This window comes from Pedobacter heparinus, assembly GCF_032678725.1.
Classification (GTDB): Bacteria; Bacteroidota; Bacteroidia; order Sphingobacteriales; family Sphingobacteriaceae; genus Pedobacter; species Pedobacter heparinus_A.
In genome coordinates this window covers 335,525-354,264 of sequence record NZ_JAVTSC010000004.1, presented here as the reverse complement: position 1 = coordinate 354,264, position 18,740 = coordinate 335,525, and the positions used below count along the sequence as shown (strand labels likewise).

12 protein-coding genes are annotated in these 18,740 nt (G+C 43.4%); 9 read left to right on the top strand and 3 right to left on the bottom strand.

The features are described 5' to 3' along the window. Window position 1 precedes the first annotated feature (1 nt). Both R2Q85_RS08765 and R2Q85_RS08760 read right to left on the bottom strand, forming a co-directional pair. A complete protein-coding gene (locus R2Q85_RS08765) occupies window positions 2-2,416 on the bottom strand; it encodes a polysaccharide biosynthesis tyrosine autokinase (RefSeq protein WP_316811386.1) in 2,415 nt (804 codons plus the stop codon). Beyond that, entirely contained in the window at window positions 2,413-3,186 is a 774-nt protein-coding gene (locus tag R2Q85_RS08760) for a polysaccharide biosynthesis/export family protein (protein ID WP_316811385.1), read from the bottom strand. Before R2Q85_RS08760 ends, R2Q85_RS08765 begins: the two co-directional genes overlap by 4 nt. Window positions 3,187-3,283: 97 nt before the next feature. Here R2Q85_RS08760 and R2Q85_RS08755 point away from each other — a divergent pair, with 97 nt between their 5' ends. From R2Q85_RS08755 to R2Q85_RS08715, 9 genes are all read left to right on the top strand, one after another. Then, entirely contained in the window at window positions 3,284-4,030 is a 747-nt protein-coding gene (locus R2Q85_RS08755) for a glycosyltransferase family 2 protein (RefSeq protein ID WP_316811384.1), read from the top strand. A gap of 31 nt (window positions 4,031-4,061) precedes the next feature. Beyond that, entirely contained in the window at window positions 4,062-4,787 is a 726-nt protein-coding gene (locus R2Q85_RS08750; RefSeq protein ID WP_316811383.1) for a tyrosine-protein phosphatase, read from the top strand. Between the two features lie 186 nt (window positions 4,788-4,973). Continuing rightward, a complete protein-coding gene (locus R2Q85_RS08745) occupies window positions 4,974-7,688 on the top strand; it encodes a glycoside hydrolase family 78 protein (RefSeq protein WP_316811382.1) in 2,715 nt (904 codons plus the stop codon). 29 nt (window positions 7,689-7,717) lie between these two features. Continuing rightward, complete coding sequence (locus tag R2Q85_RS08740; RefSeq protein WP_316811381.1) at window positions 7,718-10,735, top strand: glycosyl hydrolase; 3,018 nt, start codon at window positions 7,718-7,720, stop codon at window positions 10,733-10,735. A gap of 90 nt (window positions 10,736-10,825) precedes the next feature. Continuing rightward, on the top strand, window positions 10,826-11,905 hold the full coding sequence (gene rhaT, locus R2Q85_RS08735; RefSeq protein ID WP_316811380.1) for an L-rhamnose/proton symporter RhaT: 1,080 nt from the start codon (window positions 10,826-10,828) through the stop codon (window positions 11,903-11,905). Window positions 11,906-11,935: 30 nt separating this feature from the next. Continuing rightward, window positions 11,936-14,056, top strand: coding sequence for a bifunctional aldolase/short-chain dehydrogenase (locus R2Q85_RS08730; RefSeq protein ID WP_316811379.1), 2,121 nt, complete (start codon window positions 11,936-11,938; stop codon window positions 14,054-14,056). A 10-nt stretch (window positions 14,057-14,066) separates the two neighbouring features. Beyond that, the gene (locus R2Q85_RS08725; protein ID WP_316811378.1) at window positions 14,067-15,341 is read left to right on the top strand and encodes a TIM barrel protein; all 1,275 of its coding nucleotides are present in this window, start codon (window positions 14,067-14,069) and stop codon (window positions 15,339-15,341) included. 15 nt (window positions 15,342-15,356) lie between these two features. Beyond that, window positions 15,357-16,748: an FGGY-family carbohydrate kinase gene (locus R2Q85_RS08720; protein WP_316811377.1), complete on the top strand. Its 1,392-nt coding sequence runs from the start codon at window positions 15,357-15,359 to the stop codon at window positions 16,746-16,748. 20 nt (window positions 16,749-16,768) lie between these two features. Continuing rightward, window positions 16,769-17,800, top strand: a complete 1,032-nt coding sequence (locus R2Q85_RS08715) for a GntR family transcriptional regulator (RefSeq protein ID WP_316811376.1) — start codon at window positions 16,769-16,771, stop codon at window positions 17,798-17,800. A 161-nt stretch (window positions 17,801-17,961) separates the two neighbouring features. Here the strand turns inward: R2Q85_RS08715 and R2Q85_RS08710 are convergent, their stop codons facing one another. Then, window positions 17,962-18,675: a hypothetical protein gene (locus tag R2Q85_RS08710; RefSeq protein ID WP_316811375.1), complete on the bottom strand. Its 714-nt coding sequence runs from the start codon at window positions 18,673-18,675 to the stop codon at window positions 17,962-17,964. Between the last annotated feature and the right edge of the window lie 65 nt (window positions 18,676-18,740).

Below are 18,740 nucleotides of genomic sequence, written 5' to 3'. Positions count from 1 at the left end.
TCTATGATTTAAACCATTTTCTGATGTTCCACCATTTTAAACGTTCTTCATCCTCATAATATCCTGAACTTTGATAGCCATTATAATCCGCATAGTAATGAAGTGTACCATGACTTGTGCTGTTCTTATAATAACTGGATTGCAAAAGGTTCTCTTCAAAAGCATTCAGTACAATGGCCATGTTGTTTAAACCATATTCATGTACCAGGCCCTGTGGTATTGTTGCCGCACTGTGCTTGGATTTTCCGTATCTGATGATAAAAAGATTGATGTCGCTCTGGCAAATCAGGGGAATGGAATCTGAAACCAGTCCGATGGGTGCGGTATCAATCATGATGATCTCATAGCTTGTTCTAAGCTGGTTCAGCAGATCGGCTATCCGTTCATGATGCAGTAATTCTGCAGGGTTTGGAGGAATTGGCCCCGAGCTTATAAAATCGAGATTTTCATAAGTGGTATGCTGAATAATATCATCAACTGTACTTTGATGTACAAGGTAATTGCTGAGGCCCTTAGCATTAGATAACCCGAAAGCATGATGTAATTTGGGGCGGCGTAAATCGGCACCTATTAGTATCACTTTTTTATTGATCAGTGCAAGGGTGCTGGAAAGATTAAGTGCCACAAAGGATTTTCCCTCCCCCGCTACTTCAGAAGTAATGCAGATGACCTTGCTTTTCTTCTCTGAAGCAAGGAAATTAAGATTGGTACGAACGGAACGTACCGATTCGGCAAAGATAGACCTTGGCCTGCTTAAGGCCAGGATTTGAGCATTGTCTGCATCAATCTTGTCCGGAAACTTTCTGATGACACCGATAATAGGGACAGTTGTTGCCTGTTCAACAGATTCCTTATCATAAATGTATGGATTAAATATCCTGATAAAAAGGATGATGCCAACTCCCGCAAGCATGCCAAAAATTGCGCTGGTACGATAGATTTCCTTTCCATCGGGTGATATAGGCGTTTTATTTACCTGTGCCTGTTCGATAACTGTGGCGCCGGGTAATATTGCCGAGCGGTTGATCTGCGCCTCGAGTTTCTTTTCGGACAAAAACGAGTATACCTTTTCATTGATCTCAAAGTCGCGCCGCAAACTGATCATGTTCTTTTCTGCAGCTGGCAAAGCCGATACCTGTTGATTGACCTGAGACAACTGGTTATGGAGATAGTCCATATTTTTCTGGATCCTTTGACTGGAGGCACTGATATTTTGCAGGGCAGCTGTTTTAACCTGGGAAATCTGGCTGTTGACATCTGCAACCGCTTGTGAGGTGCTGCTGTACGTTTTTAACACGGCGGTCCTGTCGGCCAGCAAATCGTTCATGTTGCTGATCAATATACCCAGTAATGGGTCTACTACGCCTTCAAGGTTAAAATTGAGGCTTACATTGTTCTTATCGTCGTTAATTTGCTTTTTCAGTTGGTCAATCGCCATCAGCTGTATCTTCAACAGCGAACGCTGCGACTCCAGCTCGCTTACTTTTGATAAAGCTGCACCTGCGGATGAACCTACATCCAGGATGCCGGAGTTTTGTTTATATTTTTCCAGGGAACTTTCAGAACCTTTTACTGCTGAAGACAGGTATTGTTGCTGGTCGTTAATGAAGTGGATCATTTGAGTGGCCGATTGTGTTTTCTGGTTGCGGTCGTAGTTCAGGTATTCGATCATTACTGCATTCAGTATGTCTGCAGCAAATTGAGGGTTGGAATCCGTTTGCTGAATGGTAACTATATTAGAATTCTTCAGCGTTTCATTTGTCCGTAAACCATTTCGCACACGTGCCAGCAAGGTTTCGGGGGTGTTAAACCTAAACTGGTATGAAATATTAGCGTTGATCTGCCCCGGATATCTGATTAGAAAATCAACGTTACCGATCCGGATTGGCGTATGGTATGTATAGTTTCGTTGTATCTCATTTCCTCCACTATTCCAGATCAGCGTAAATGTCTGCTCATTTACAGGCTTGAATGTGATCAGATCCTGCGAAAATTCCTGTTTTTCAAATTTTAAAATATCAACCTGGAATGGTTTGTTGGGATAGAGCTCATAGGAGCGGACCCGGCCCGAAATGTAAAAACTGATCTTATAGTCGAGGCTCCGGATCGCGTTTAGCAATAAGTCCCGGCTTTGGATGATAAATTTTTCACTTTGTAAATTTATAGGCCCCCTTCCGGAGTTACTCATTACACTTACCAAATCGGACAACTCGGTTTTTTTTTCTTCAAATTTAAGGATACCGGATGTTGCATAGGTTTTTGGCGTATACCATAAATAAACCCAGGCGAACAATAAACCCAATAAAACACCTGACGCTATTATATACCAGCGGCTAAACAGTATCCTGCCTATTTTTAAATAGTCAATTTCCCTGTTGGTGTTTTTTTTTGAGTCTTTTTCCTTTTCCTGTGTCAACGAGTAAGCGTATAGATAATTAATGCTGTATTTAATAAGGTAATCACTGGTTGCAGAACAGCCGACATGCTTTGTAATTTATCAGCACGTACGGCCCGTTTGTTTTGAGCGATATATATGATGTCATTGTTTTGAAGCAAAATTCTTGGATCTGAAAATACTTTGCTGTCACTCAGGTCAAGTTCAATAATCTCTGGGGCCGGCATGCCACCACGGATTATTTTTATTTGTTTGCTGCTTGCCTTTTCTGTTAAACCACCAGCCTCACCGATAACTTCAATTAAGGATGTCTGGTCCTTTACCAGGTGATAAACCCCCTGATTTTTGACTTCACCAAGTAAGGTTACTTTTAAGTTAATAATTTTTAAAGCTATTAGGGGATCCTTGAGTTCCTTACGATATAGGTTTTCTATCTGATACTCGGCCTGGTCCCGTGTAAGGCCTGCAATCTTTACACGACCTAATATCGGCAGAGCTATTGTGCTGTCTGCGTTAACCAGATAGGTCTGTCCACTGTCGCCGGATGTAGTACTGGTTTTTTCTGTAACTGTTTCTGCTACAATGTATTTTTTGTTTTGCAGGTTCCTGATCTCGAGTAGGTCCTGAGGACTTATCCTGTAGGCAGTAGGCGTAAAAACCTTATTTTTTGTGGTATCGATATGTTCTTTACGTTCGAAAAGTAGCTGTTGCTGTTTGTATGAGCAAGAAAAACTAGCAATAAAGAGGGTTAAAACAGAAAACAAAACAATGGTTTTTTTTACAAAACGCATAATGACCAAAAGGCTTTAACTTTTATAGCAACACGCCACGCCTTCAAAAATACATATTAATTGTAGATGTGTATAATTAATTATTAAATTTGTTGCCATGTTCAATGTAAAAATTTCGTTAGTTACAATAACTTATAATGCTGCTGCGACAATCCAGCGGTGTATTACATCTGTGGTTAACCAGAGTTATACTAACGTAGAGTATATTGTTATTGATGGAAATTCTGGCGATGGTACGCAGCAGATTATTCATCAATATAAATCTCACATCCATTTCTTTAAATCAGAACCAGACCTTGGGATATATGATGCCATGAATAAAGGCATTTCTTTTTGTACGGGCGATGTGATCGGGATGTTAAATGCCGACGATTATCTGGATAATGAGCATGTATTGAGCGAGATAGCGAGTTCATTTATGCAGCATGATACTGATCTGCTGTATGCAGATTTGGATTACGTAAATCCTAAGGGAAAGGTACTCCGCAAGTGGCGGTCCGGGCATTACCAACATCATAAATTCAATTGGGGATGGATGCCGCCTCATCCAACTTTTTATGTAAAAAGAAAGCTTTTTGAACAGTTTGGCTTGTATAATTTTAATTATGGAACTGCCGCGGATTATGAATTGATGCTGCGTTTTATGTATTTGCACCAGGCGAAAGTTTTTTATTTGAATAAAGTAATAGTTAAAATGGCTTCTGGCGGAGTGAGTAACCAGAATTTTAAAAACAGGGTCAGGGCATGGAAAAATGATTTCAGGGCAATGAAGGATAACCGGATAAAGCGCCCGATCATTGGGATATGCCTTAAGCCGCTTAGAAAAATAGCTCAATTTGTATGACAGAATCTATTGAGCCCTAAAAACACCGGTCATGATCTCATTTTTCAGAAAAAATAAATATTTACGTGACGTAGAATGGCTGGGTGTAGATATGCATGGACATTTGCTTCCCGGAATTGATGATGGGGCAAAAGATGTTGCCCAATCTGTTGGTTTGATAAAAGGGTTAATCGATCTGGGCTTTAGCCGGTTTATTTGTACCCCGCATATCTTTACCGAATTGTATCCCAATACTGCCGAAACAATTAATGCAGCTTTAATAGACACCAGGACTGCTTTAAAGGAAGCGGGTATCGTGGTGAAAATTGAAGCTGCAGCGGAATATATGGTTGATGAAACGTTTAATCCGGCCAAAAACTTATTGTGCCTGCCCGGCCGGCATATTTTAATTGAAATGTCATACCTCTCTGAAATGCCAAATATTGAACAGGTAGTTTTTGATCTGCAGATTCTGGGCTATCAGGTAATTATTGCACATCCGGAGCGCTATGGTTATTACCATAAAAAAGTGGATAAATACCTTCGTTTAAAAGATATGGGGGTATTGTTCCAGCTCAACTTATTGTCTTTAAACGGATATTACGGTAAAGAAGTAAAGCATGCAGCAAGTTTCCTTTTACAAAAAAAATTCTACGATTTTGCTGGGACAGACCTGCATCATCATCAACATTTAGCTGAACTGAGGCTGATGATTGCCAATGGCAGTTTGTATAAAATGATTGGAAATTACGCTTTTAAAAATAAAACGCTACTTTAATTCCGTTATGCGCCATTTCAAGTCCTTAAACAGGACAGTTCATGACAGTTTTGCTTTCATATTGTTATACTTTAGTAATGAAATGAAATGCTTAATGTTATTTTTTGAAAGTTAATTTAACTTTATTAAATACTTAACATTACTATTTCTATCTTGTATTATAAATGAAACCAAATCGAACATTAGATGAACAAATTCAGCGCATTCCTTTTACTTATTTATTTCTCGGTCACGGTGCAGGCCCAAAAACTGGAGGTAGCACAATTAACCACCAATTATAAACACAATCCTATCGGCACGGATGTATTACAGCCTCAGTTCAGCTGGAAATTAACAGCAAGTGAAAGAAATGTGTCGCAGAAAGCTTACGAATTAAGGGTGTCCACTAACGACAAAGACATTCTAAACGGGAAAAACCTCGTTTGGCAAACAGGTAAGGTAAATTCTGATCAATCAGCACACATTATTTATAAAGGGGCTGCATTGCAGGCCAGACAACGGTATTACTGGCAGGTACGGATATGGGACAATGCGGGAAAATCCTCCGGCTGGAGCGAAGTAAATTTCTGGGAAACGGGTCTGCTGTCGCCAAACGACTGGACCGCAAAATGGATCCAGACCGCAAAAGATACAGAGGGCAAGGTAGGGCCTGCACCAATGTTTGGCCTTGCTTTTAACACGATAAAACCAGTGAAAAATGCAAGGCTCTACATCACTGCCCATGGTCTTTACGAAGCAAAGTTAAACGGGAAGAAGATCGGTAATCATTATTTTACACCAGGTTGGACAAGTTATCATAAACGGCTGCAATACCAAACCTATGACGTAACACATGCCCTGAAAACAGGAAAAAATATAGCGCTGGTTACTATTGGTGATGGATGGTACCGCGGAAACCTGGAGTTTAACAATAAGCGTAACCTGTATGGTAAAGAGGTGGGTTTGTTGTTTCAGCTCGAAATTGAATATACGGATGGTAATAAAGAAGTCATCAATTCAAACGAGGACTGGAAAACTTCTTTTGGCGGACCTGTTAAGGCCTCAGATATCTATAATGGCGAAACCTACGATGCCCGGTTGGAGAAAAATGCATTAGTGCAGGGCTTCAATGCCGGCGAATGGCAGAAAGCTAAAATTGTTGATGTTAAAACGGATAATCTTGTTGCGCCCCTTGGGCCAACAGTTAGCAAACATGAGCGTTTTGCTCCTGTTAAATTGATCAAAACGCCTAAAGGGGAAACCGTAATTGATTTTGGTCAGAACCTGGTGGGCTGGGTACAATTAAAAATTAAAGGGAAAGCAGGAGATACGGTTACTATTAACCATGCCGAGGTACTGGATGCAGCAGGTAATTTTTATACAGAAAACCTGAGGAAAGCAAGGCAGGAAAATAAGTATATCCTGAGTGGGACTAAAATGGACGTGCTGGAACCGCATTTCACTTTCCAGGGATTCCGCTATATTAAGGTTACAGGATATAAAGGTAAACTGGACAGCAGCACTGTTAATGCCATTGCCGTTTATTCGGATATGAAGCCTACAGGTGTGTTTTCTACTTCAAACCCGCTGCTCAACCAATTGCAAAGCAATATACAGTGGGGGCAAAAAGGCAATTTTGTAGATGTACCTACAGATTGCCCGCAGCGTGACGAACGCTTAGGCTGGACAGGCGATGCCCAGGTGTTTTTTAGGACAGCAGCTTACAATATGGATGTTGCCGGGTTTTTTAGCAAGTGGTTGTATGACTTGAAAGTAGATCAGCACCCCAGCGGAAATGTACCTGTGGTTATACCGGATGTGCGTTCTGTAAAAAATGCCGGATCGGCAGGATGGGGGGACGTATCTACCATCATCCCATGGGATTTTTACCAGGCGTATGGTGATAAGGAATTGCTTTCCCGGCAATACAGCAGTATGAAAGCCTGGGTAGAATATATCCGCAGCATCAGTAAAAATAACTTATGGAACAGCGGACCCCATTACGGCGACTGGCTTTTTTATACCATGGCCGATGACCGTGACGGCAAGGCGGCCATTACAGACAAGTTTTTTATAGCACAGGCCTTTTATGCACATTCTACACAAAATCTGATCAATGCGGCTAAAGTGCTGGGCAATGATGCTGATGTGAAAACCTATACGGATTTGCTGAAGGTGATCAAAAAGGCATTTTTGGAGGAGTATGTTACCCCTTCGGGCAGATTGGTTTCCAGTTCTCAGACGGCCTATGTACTGGCTTTAAATTTTGACCTTTTACCGGAAGCACTAAGGCCCCAGGCGGCGCAAAGGCTGGCAGATAATGTGGCTGCTTATGGAAATCACCTGACTACAGGATTTTTAGGTACTCCTTACCTTTGTCATGTACTTACCCGTTTTGGATACAACGATGTTGCGTATAAACTGTTGCTGCAGGACACCTATCCATCATGGCTTTACCCGGTTAAAAAAGGGGCCACAACCATTTGGGAAAGATGGGATGGTATAAAGCCTGACGGTTCTTTCCAGGCAGTAAGTATGAATTCTTTTAACCACTATGCTTATGGGGCCATCGGCGACTGGATGTACCGTACGGTTGCGGGGATTACTGAGGCAGCTCCTGGCTATAAAGAGATCAGTATTGCACCTAAACCCGGGGGTAACCTTAAAAACGCAAGTGCCGAACTGGAAACCATTTATGGCAAAGTAAAATCGGCCTGGTCCCTTGATGGCGGTAAAACCAGAATAGACCTGATTATTCCTCCTAATACTACTGCAAGGGTTGTTTTACCGGGAACCGGAAATGCTGCGATTACCGAATCAAACCTGCCCATCAATAAAGTGAAAGCATTAAGTGATGTGAAACAGGTGGATAACAATACGGAATTGAAACTGGGTTCTGGTACTTATCATTTTGAATATTAACATTGGCCTTATCATATAACAGGTAGAAAATGAAATTAGGAAGAAGGAATTTTATAAAGATAGGCTCTGTTGGTACGCTTAACTTAACGCTGCTCAGTCTTGGTGGGTCTGCGGCAATATGGGATGATTTCCCTTATGAGGGCCAGAGTGAGCTGGAAAGGAATTTTATCCAGCCGCCAAATGCCTCAAAATCCTCCTGCTACTGGTGGTGGTTCAATGGTCTGGTAGATGAGGAGGGCATTACCCGCGATATGGAAGAATTTAAAGCCAAGGGTATGGGCGAGGTTTTGCTGGTAAACTCTTCGGGAGGCTTAGGCGGTGTACCCTTCCCTCAAGGCACAAAGTTCATGTCTGAGGAATGGAAAGCCTTGTACCGGCACGCGATGAAAGAGGCCAAGCGGGTAGGCATAGCAGTAGGGATCAATATGAGTTCTGGCTGGTGCATGGGCGGGCCCTGGATTAAACCTGAAGATTCCGGACGCTGGTATCTGCAAGCTGAACTTAAGTTAGCCGGTCCTCAGCAATTTTCCGGTAAGTTGCCCTTGCCGGGTAACAGAAGCGGATATGATAAGGTTTTTAATCCACCGGGTTACAAAGACTATATTGATCTTCCACTGGAGCAGCTCGATTACCGTGATACCGCAGTGGTGGCCATCCCGGATAGGGAAAACAGTCGCATCAGCGGAACCAGGGCAGAGATATTGGCGGCTAAATCCAACCATAAAGATCTTAGCAATTTTGCAAAAGCAACTGAGGTAATGGGCCCGGTAAAACAGCCCTGGGGAAATGATCCGGTGGATCAGCCGATCCCGCTCGATCAGGTCATAGATCTCACTGCTAAAGTAAATAAAGACGGATCTCTGGACTGGCAGGTCCCTCCGGGCAACTGGAAAATTATCCGTACCGGGCACCGCATGACCGGCTCCAGGTTAATGATTGCACAGCCGGAAGCAGACGGGTTGTCCGTAGATTGGTTTGACCGCAAAGGGGTAGAGATCCAGTTCGAAAACCTGGGTAAAATGTTTATAGAGGAAGCGGCAAAAGTAGGGAACAAACCGAAATATTTCTGTGACGACAGTTTTGAAGATGGTTTCCCTAACTGGACTGCAAAGATCATTGAACATTTTAAAAATTACCGGGGATATGACCCAACACCGTATCTGCCTGCACTTTCAGGGTACCTGATCGGCAGTGCAGCCATAGCTGACCGCTTTTTACACGACTACAGAAAAACCCTGGCGGATTGTATGGCCGATGAGCATTATAAGCGTTTTGCCGAATTATGCCATCAGCAAGGTATACTGGTACAAAATGAATCGGCAGGGCCAAGCCGCTCGGGTACGATTTGCCTGGACGGCCTTAAAAACCTTGGCCGCAGCGACTTCCCTATGGGCGAATTCTGGCTCGGACCAAAACACGAAGACGAAAGTACATTAGCAGATAACCAGTCTTATGGTGTTTCACGTTTGGATTTTGGTCAGAATAAAGTGACTAAAATGGTGGCTTCGGCAGCACATATCTATGGTAAGGAAACAGCCTCTGCTGAAGCATTTACCACCATGAGGCACTGGATGGATTATCCGGGCTCCCTGAAACAGGCACTTGATCGGGCTTTTTGTGAGGGGATAAACCGCATTGCCATACATACTTCAACAGCCACCCGGCCAAAAGATGGTAAGCCCGGGTATGAATATGGTGCTGGTACGCATTTTAACCCCAATGTAACCTGGTGGGAAAAATCGGGTCCTTTTTTCGATTATATCGCGCGTTCGCAGTATTTACTCCGTTCGGGTAAATTTCATGCCGATGTGCTTTTTTATAACGGAGACTGGGCGCCCAATCTGGTGGAGCAGAAACACATCGACCCGGCATTGGGTAAGGGCTATGATTACGATGTTTGTAATGAGGAGGTATTGCTTACCCGTTTAAGCGTAAAAAATGGAAAAATAACCTTGCCTGATGGAATGAATTACCGGGTCCTGGTATTGCCGGATACCGAAAGAATGCCCCTGGAGGTGCTGCTAAAAATCCAAAGCCTGGTTAAACAGGGCGCAACGGTGATCGGCAACATGCCGCTTACAGATTCAGGGCTCAAAAACTACCCCGCTTGTGATGACCAGGTAAAAGTGATCGCAAAACAACTGTGGGGAAAGATGGATGAAAAACAACTCAGCATCAATAAGTATGGAAAGGGAAGGGTCTTTGCCAATGCGTCCATCCGGCAGATCTTGTTGAACGATGGTATAAAACCGGATTTCGAACATACCGGCGAAACCGGAAACCACATTGACTTTATCCACCGCAGCACAGCGGACGCAGAAATCTATTTTATCACAAACCGGCATGGGCGGGCGTTGCTTTCAGACTGCACATTCAGGATCAAGAACCGCATTCCTGAGATCTGGGACCCGGTTAAAGGAAGCGTTGTTAAAGGAGTCAATTTCCGTCTTATAGATGGACGTGTTCAGATCCCCTTAAAATTTGCTGCTTTTCAGTCCTGGTTTGTGGTCTTTCCTAAAAATGGTACTGGAACTAAACTTACCGCAGCCAATTATCCGGTGCTGGAAAGTGGAACGGAGCTGAAAGGAGCATGGCAGGTGGCTTTCGATGAAGAGTGGGGCGGCCCTAAATCTGTTACCTTCGACAACCTGCAAGACTGGGCACTGCATCCTGACCAGCGGATCAAATATTTTTCAGGGAAAGCAACTTATGTCAAAACCTTTAACTACGACAGGGCATTGGCAAAAGATAAACGTGTATACCTTGACCTCGGAACGGTAAAAAATATTGCGGAGGTAACGCTGAATGGTAAAAAACTGGGCATTATATGGACGGCGCCCTGGGAGATCGATATTTCTCCGGCTTTAAAAACCGGTCAGAACAGTTTGCAGATCGTAGTCATCAATCTCTGGCCAAACCGGCTGATCGGTGATGCAGCCCTGCCAAAAAGCCAGCGGATCACCAATACAAACATCGTTTTTAAAAAAGAAGATCAGTTATTGCCCTCAGGGTTATTGGGGCCGGTTGTCATAAAGGAGACAAAATAAAAGTAATTGATTAATTTAGGCATGACAGTACATGACGGAAGTCCACTGTCATTGCACTATTTTAGTCGGACCAAATTTAAAACCTTAAACATGCAGATTCTTTTAGGAGTTATTTTTCATTTCATCGGCGGCTTTGCTTCCGGCAGTTTCTATATCCCTTTCAAAAAAGTTAAAGGCTGGGCCTGGGAAACTTACTGGATCGTTGGTGGCTTGTTCTCCTGGTTAATCGTTCCTCCGCTTGCGGCCTGGTTAACCATTCCAGGTTTTATGGACATTATTGTTCAAACTGATGGTAAGATTTTACTGCTTACCTATTTCTTTGGTTTGCTTTGGGGTATAGGGGGTTTAACCTACGGGCTAGGCGTACGTTACCTGGGCATTTCCTTAGGCAGTACCATTATACTCGGGCTTTGCTCTGTTTTCGGGGCTTTGATCCCTTCATTATACTATGATTTTAACCCGACCCCTGGTAAAGACAGTTTATCGGACATGGCTGGTGCACAATGGGGGCAAATGGTATTGCTGGGCTTGCTGGTTTGTGTGATCGGTATTGTGGTATGCGGGCTGGCAGGAAGTATGAAAGAGAAAGACCTGGTTGCTTCCGGCAAGGCAGATCCTTCCAATAAAGAATATAAACTGGGTATCGGGCTGATCGTATCTATCGTTTCGGGTGTTTTAAGTGCCTGTTTCGCTTTTGGTATTGATGCGGGTAAAGATATGGCCCATCATGCCAATGAAGCCTGGAAAATGCTCAATCCCGGACAAGGAGAATTCCTTTTCCAGAACAATGTAACTTATGTGGTTATTTTATGGGGTGGTTTAACTACCAATTTATTCTGGTGTATGTTGCTCAATTCCCGTAATAAAACTTTTGGGGATTATAGCGATAAAAAGGCCCCCTTGCTGAAAAACTATATTTTCTCCGCACTTGCGGGAACTACCTGGTTTTTGCAGTTCTTTTTTTATGGAATGGGCGAAAGTAAACTGGGCAATGGAGCCAGTGGCTGGATCCTGCACATGGCCTGCATTATCCTGGTAGCTAATGGCTGGGGGCTGTTCTTTAAAGAATGGTCTGGTGTAAAGAAGAAGACTTTTGGAACCGTAGTTGCAGGAATTGTGATCCTGATCTTGTCTATCCTCATTGTGGGTTACGGAAATTCAATTAAATAGAAATAAAAAAACAATTAATTAAATACTTTTATGAGTACTCGAACAACCGATTTTAAACATGTAAGCTATTTGTGGGATGATGCAAAGGCTGCTGAAATGGCCGGGGATGAAGTAGCCTTGTTGATCTACCGTTCAAATTTACTGGGTGCAGACCTGCGCTTAACCAATTATGGTGGTGGTAACACTTCCTGTAAAGCGATGGCTAAGGACCCACTTACGGGCGAAGAAAAAGAAGTGATGTGGGTAAAGGGCTCTGGTGGCGATTTGGGTACCTTAAAGAAAAGCGGACTTGCAGCTTTATATGTTGACCGCCTGCGTAACCTTAAAAATGTTTATCGCGGTTTGGCGCATGAAGATGAAATGGTAGAGTTGTTTAACCATTGCATTTATGACCTGGCCAGCAAAGCCCCTTCTATTGATACTCCATTACATGGCTTCCTGCCTTTTAAACATATCGATCACCTGCATCCTGATGCAGCCATTGCTATCGCCGCAGCTAAAGACGGGGAACGCATCACCAAAGAACTGTTTAATGGAACAATTGGCTGGGTGCCATGGCAAAAACCAGGTTTTGAACTGGGTTTAATGCTGCGCAAATGCCTGGATGAAAATCCTGGTATCCGGGGCATTATGTTAGGCTCACATGGCTTGTTTACCTGGGGTGATACGGCTTATGAAAGCTATATGAATACCCTTGAGGTGATTGAGCGCTGCGCGGCCTATCTGGAAGAAAATTATGGTAAGAAAGGCCCTGTATTTAGCGGCCAGAAAATAGCAAGTGCTGAACAGGCACAGCGTACCAGACAAGCCGCTGCTATAGCTCCGGTATTAAGGGGATTCTGCTCCAGCGAAAGACACATGATCGGGCATTTTACTGATGATGTAAGGGTACTGGAATTCATTAACTCCAATGATCTTGACCGTCTGGCCCCATTGGGTACCAGCTGTCCGGATCACTTTTTAAGAACCAAGATCAGCCCGCTGGTATTGAAACTGGATGCTCATGAAGACCTGAGCGACGTAGCCGCACTGAAAGCAAAATTAGCTCCGGAATTTGAAGCTTACCGGAAAATGTATTCTGAGTACTACAATTCCTGCAAGCATGACAATAGTCCGGCTATACGTGATGCGAACCCGGTCATCATTTTATATCCGGGGATCGGAATGTTCTCGTTTTCGAAAGATAAACAAACGGCTAGGGTGGCTGCAGAGTTCTATACCAACGCCATCAATGTAATGAAAGGCGCCGAAGCCATTTCTGAATACACTTCTTTACCGAGACAGGAAGCGTTTAACATTGAGTACTGGTTGCTGGAAGAAGCAAAGCTGCAGCGCATGCCTAAGCCGAAAGCCCTTTCCGGAAAAATTGCCCTGATCACCGGAAGTGCCGGAGGAATTGGAAAAGCAATTGCCAGAAAATTTGTAGAGGAAGGTGCTGTAGTGGTACTGAATGATATGAATGCCGGGCGCCTGGAAGGTGCCGGGGAAGAATTTAAAAGTAAATACGGTAAAGACAGTTACGCTACTGCGATGCTGAATGTAACCAATGCTGAAGATATCAATGCCGCATTTGATGCAGCTGCACTAGCTTTTGGCGGGGTAGATATCATCGTGAACAATGCGGGCCTTTCCATTTCAAAAACCATAGCAGACCATACCGAGAAGGATTGGGACCTGCTGTATGATGTATTGGTAAAAGGCCAGTTCTTCATCACCCAGGCCGCTGCTGCGGTAATGAAAAAACAGGACATTGGTGGTGATATCCTGAACATTGTGAGCAAGAATGCATTGGTTAGCGGTCCAAATAATGCCGGATACGGCAGTGCCAAGGCTGCTCAGTTACACTTGAGCAGGTTAAATGCTGCCGAACTGGGTGCAGATGGCATCCGTGTCAATGTGGTTAACCCTGATGCGGTGATCAGCGACAGTAACATTTGGGCCGGTGGCTGGGCAGAAGGCCGTGCAAAAGCCTATGGTATTACCGTAGCCGAGTTGCCTGCTTACTATGCAAAACGTACCTTGCTGAATGAAATTATCCTTCCCGATGATATTGCCAATGCTTGTTTCGCCTTTGTGGGTGGACTGCTCAACAAATCAACCGGAAATGTACTAAATGTGGATGGTGGTGTAGCTAATGCCTTTGTCCGTTAAACCAAATATTATGATACTAGAGAATTATCAGATAGAATCACATAACAATGAGCTGTTAGCTAAACACCAGCGCAAGCTGGCCTTTGTTACGGAGGAAGTTTCAGCTGCGCAGGAGATCATACAAAAGCTGGTTGATTTTCAGATCGGGATACCGAGCTGGGCCCTGGGTACCGGAGGTACACGTTTCGGAAGGTTCTCTTCCGGTGGGGAACCCCGTAACATTGAAGAGAAAATTGAAGATATAGGCCTGCTGCATAAATTAAATGCAGCCAGCGGAACCATATCCCTTCACATTCCATGGGATACCGCAGACAATGTTCCTGCCATTAAAGCTTTGGTTGTCCAGCATGGTTTGGGTTTTGATGCCATGAACTCCAATACCTTTCAGGATCAGGCCAACCAGGCACACAGCTATAAATTTGGATCTTTACAGCACGTAGATAAAGCCGTAAGAAAACAAGCCATAGCACACAATATTGAGGTGATCCGCCAGGGTGTAGAACTGGGCTCAAAAGCCCTTACCGTATGGCTGGCCGATGGTTCCTGCTTTCCGGGCCAGTTAAACTTCAGAAAAGCTTTCCAGAATACCCTGGAAAGTTTGCAGGAAATCTATGCCGCTTTACCTGCCGATTGGAAAGTATTCGTCGAGTATAAAGCATTTGAACCTAATTTCTATTCCACAACTGTGGGAGACTGGGGCCAATCTTTATTGTACGCCAGTAAATTAGGCCCTAAAGCCTTTACGCTGGTTGATCTGGGTCACCACCTGCCGAACGCAAACATAGAACAGATCGTTTCTTTATTGCTGATGGAAGGAAAGCTGGGTGGCTTCCATTTCAATGATTCCAAATATGGTGATGATGATTTGACAGCGGGTAGCATGAAACCTTACCAGCTGTTCCTGATCTTTAACGAACTGGTAGAAGGAATGGATGCCCGGGGCATGAACCACCGCGAAGACCTCGGCTGGATGATCGATGCTTCACACAATGTTAAGGATCCTTTAGAAGATCTTTTACAATCGGTTGAAGCCATTATGCTGGCTTATGCCCAGGCCTTGTCTGTAGACCGTAAAGCCTTGGAGCAGGCCCAGGCAGAAAATGATGTGGCGCGTGCCCAGGAAATCCTGCAGCAGGCATTCCGTACCGATCTGAGACCACTGGTTGCCGAAGCACGTTTGCGTGCAGGTGCTGCACTGGCCCCGCTGGAACTGTTCAGAAAAATTAACGTAAGACAAGAACTGATAAAAAGCCGTGGTTTAAAAACTGTAGCAACTGGATTATAATTGATGGGATTAAAGATGAAGCCGACTCCTGTAATAGCTGTTTTTGATGTAGGGAAAACCAATAAGAAACTGTTCCTCTTTGATGAGCATTATAAAATTGTTTTCGAAAGATCGGCCAGGTTTACAGAGACAGTAGATGAAGATGGTGATCCCTGCGAAAACCTGGAGAGCTTAAGGCTCTCCGTATTTGATTCTTTGCGGGAGGTGTTCAGAAACCCGGCATTCGAAATTAAGTCCATTAACTTTGCTACTTACGGGGCAAGTTTTGTGTATATCGATGAAGATGGAAAACCCCTTGCCCCTTTATACAATTACCTGAAGGAATATCCTGAAAAGCTGAAGGAACAATTTTACCATACTTACGGGGGCACGGAAGCCTTCTCTAAAATCACAGCTTCACCTGTACTGGGCAGCCTGAATTCCGGAATGCAATTGTACCGGATCAAATATGAAAAGCCAGAACTGTATCAGCAGATCAGATACGCCCTTCACCTGCCTCAGTATCTAAGCTACCTGATCTCGGGCGAGGCTTATTCTGACCTGACCAGCATAGGCTGCCATACCAATCTATGGGATTTTACTAAAAATGATTATCACGATTGGGTGAGGAAAGAAGGGATCATTGACAAGCTTGCGCCGATCGTTCCCTCAGATAGTGTGATCCCCGCTGCATTTCCAGGCAACAACTATGCTGTTGGTGCGGGATTTCACGACAGCTCAGCTGCTTTGGTGCCATACCTGGTCAATTTTCATGAACCTTTTATCCTGTTGTCTACGGGTACCTGGTGCATCAGCTTAAACCCTTTCAATTCCGATCCGCTGACTGCAGAAGAACTGGAAAATGATTGCCTGTGTTATCTGCAGTATGAAGGCAAGCCTGTAAAAGCATCCCGTCTTTTTGCCGGGTACGAACATGAGCAACAGGTAAAACGCATTGCGGCTCATTTTGGTACCGATGTAATTGCTTATCGTGCAGTTTCGTATGATCCTAAAATCATTGAAGAATTAAAGCAATCGGATAAGGCTGCTCCATTTACAGCAGATGCGGCTAAGGGGCTAAAAGAGTCTCCTTTTGCCAAACGTAACCTTAGCGATTATCCTTCAGATGTCATTGCCTATCACCGGCTGATCCTGGACCTGGTGGAGCAGCAATACATTTCAACCAGCAGGGTACTTTCCGGAACAGCAGTGAAACGGATATTTGTAGATGGGGGCTTTAGTAAAAATGTCATCTTCATGAATTTACTGGCAGCCGCGTTTCCTGAATTAGAGGTGTTTGCAGCCTATATGGCACAGGCAACCGCTGTAGGTGCCGCACTGGCCATTCATGAGTCCTGGAATACCAAATCTTTACCCAACGATATTATTGAACTGAAATATTACGCTGCTGGGAAGGTTTTATCTTAAATTAGTATTATATTAACCTGATGAAGCCGGTTAAATTTTTTGATTATATCCATGTAGATGAATATTCGTCCACACCGAAATACCTGCAGCTAACCAATTCTATTCTTAGTGCCATAGAATCCGGAAAGATTCAGAAAGATTACCTGCTGCCCTCTATCAATGAGTTGAGCTATGAACTGGAAATCTCCAGAGATACCGCAGAGAAAGGCTATAAATACCTAAAAAAGATAGGGGTGGTCGGCTCTGTGCCGGGTAAAGGGTACTACATCATCAGTACAGATTTTAGGCGTACACTTAAAATATTCCTCCTGTTTAACAAGCTCAGTGCCCATAAAAAGATCATTTACGATGCTTTTATCAAGGCTTTAGGCGATCATGTCGCAGTAGATTTTTACATCTATAACAACGACTTTAACTTGTTTAAGAAGCTGCTTTCCAATAACAAGGAAGAGTATTCCCATTATGTGATCATTCCGCATTTTATGGAAGGTCATGACCATGTACATGAGGTGATCAACATGATTCCGAAAGAAAAACTGGTGATGCTGGATAAGCTGGTACCTGGTGTAAGCGGAGAATATGCTGCCGTTTACGAGAATTTTGAAAATGATATTTATAATGCATTGGAGCAGGCCAGGGAATACCTGAGTAAATACCATACCATTAAGATCATCATGCCTAAGCGCAGTTATTACCCCATTGAGATTTTAAAGGGATTTTATCGGTTTTGCCAGCAGTATGCGTTTACTTCTAAGGTGATCAATCAGATCCTTACTGAGGAGATTGCAGAAGGCGAGGTGTATATCAACCTGATGGAAGATGACCTGGTTACCCTGGTGGAAAGGATTGTTAACCTCAAGCTTAAATTAGGCAAAGATGTAGGGGTGATTTCCTATAATGAAACCCCCTTAAAAAAGATCATACTAAACGGAATTACAACCATTTCTACTGATTTCAGGGAAATGGGAGAAATGACCGCCAAGCTCATACTGGACAATTCTAAGGCACATCTGGAAGTGCCTTTTCATTTGACGCTCAGGGCTTCTCTTTAATGTTGAAAAAGATCAATCTTGCGATACAGTTCGATATAAAACCAGTTTAAGGCAGGATTAAGGCTATCTGGTTGAAAGCCGGAATGGCCCGTATAAAAGAAAAGCCTGTTCAAATCATGAACAGGCTTTTCTTTTATAAGCTAACGAAGATCAGCTTTTAATTAGAATGCGAAACCAACACGAACACCAGTGATCACACTTGGGTTAATTTCAAAACTGTTACCAGCAGATTTTGTCTTAACAGTAGTGGTAGTCCCATTGATGGTTGTAGTGGAGGTAGTTTTACCAGCCGATTCATAATTGAACCCGAAGCCAGCTTCTACACCTAAATACAAACGTTTAGCAATATAATAATCGGCTCCGATCACCCCACGTAAACCTACGGAAGTATAACCAGGACCTTTAACTTCGCTGCTGGTATTCTCTGCATAAACAGGGTTGTTTGCAGAACCTGTTGCGTTTTCAAATGAGGTTTTTGTAGTACCCGCACCAAAAAGAATATCACCGCCTACATAAGGAGATAAGCGCTCAGTACCAGTAAAGTGTTTTTCAACACCCAGGTTGATTAAAAACTGGGTAACTTTTCTTGTAGAAGAACCTTCTTTGCCCTCATTAGGCGTACCTACTGCGCCGTAAGCATTGTTGGTCTCGTTTTGACTTCCAACATTGAAACCTAAACGATAAGCTAAATTATCTTTTTGAAAATAGCGGAAACGCAATAAGCCCGCTCCTTCATTTAAATTGAAGTTTGTGGTATTGATGCCGCCTGTTAAACCAAATTCTGTGGTTACATCACCTTTTACTGGTTTAAAATCTTGTGCTTGAGCTGCTAAACCTAAAAAGGCAATGCTTAATGATAGTAATAATTTTTTCATAATTGTGTTAAATGTTAAATAGATGTTAATTGTAGTATTTAAGGTTGCAAAAGTAGGTTTAATAG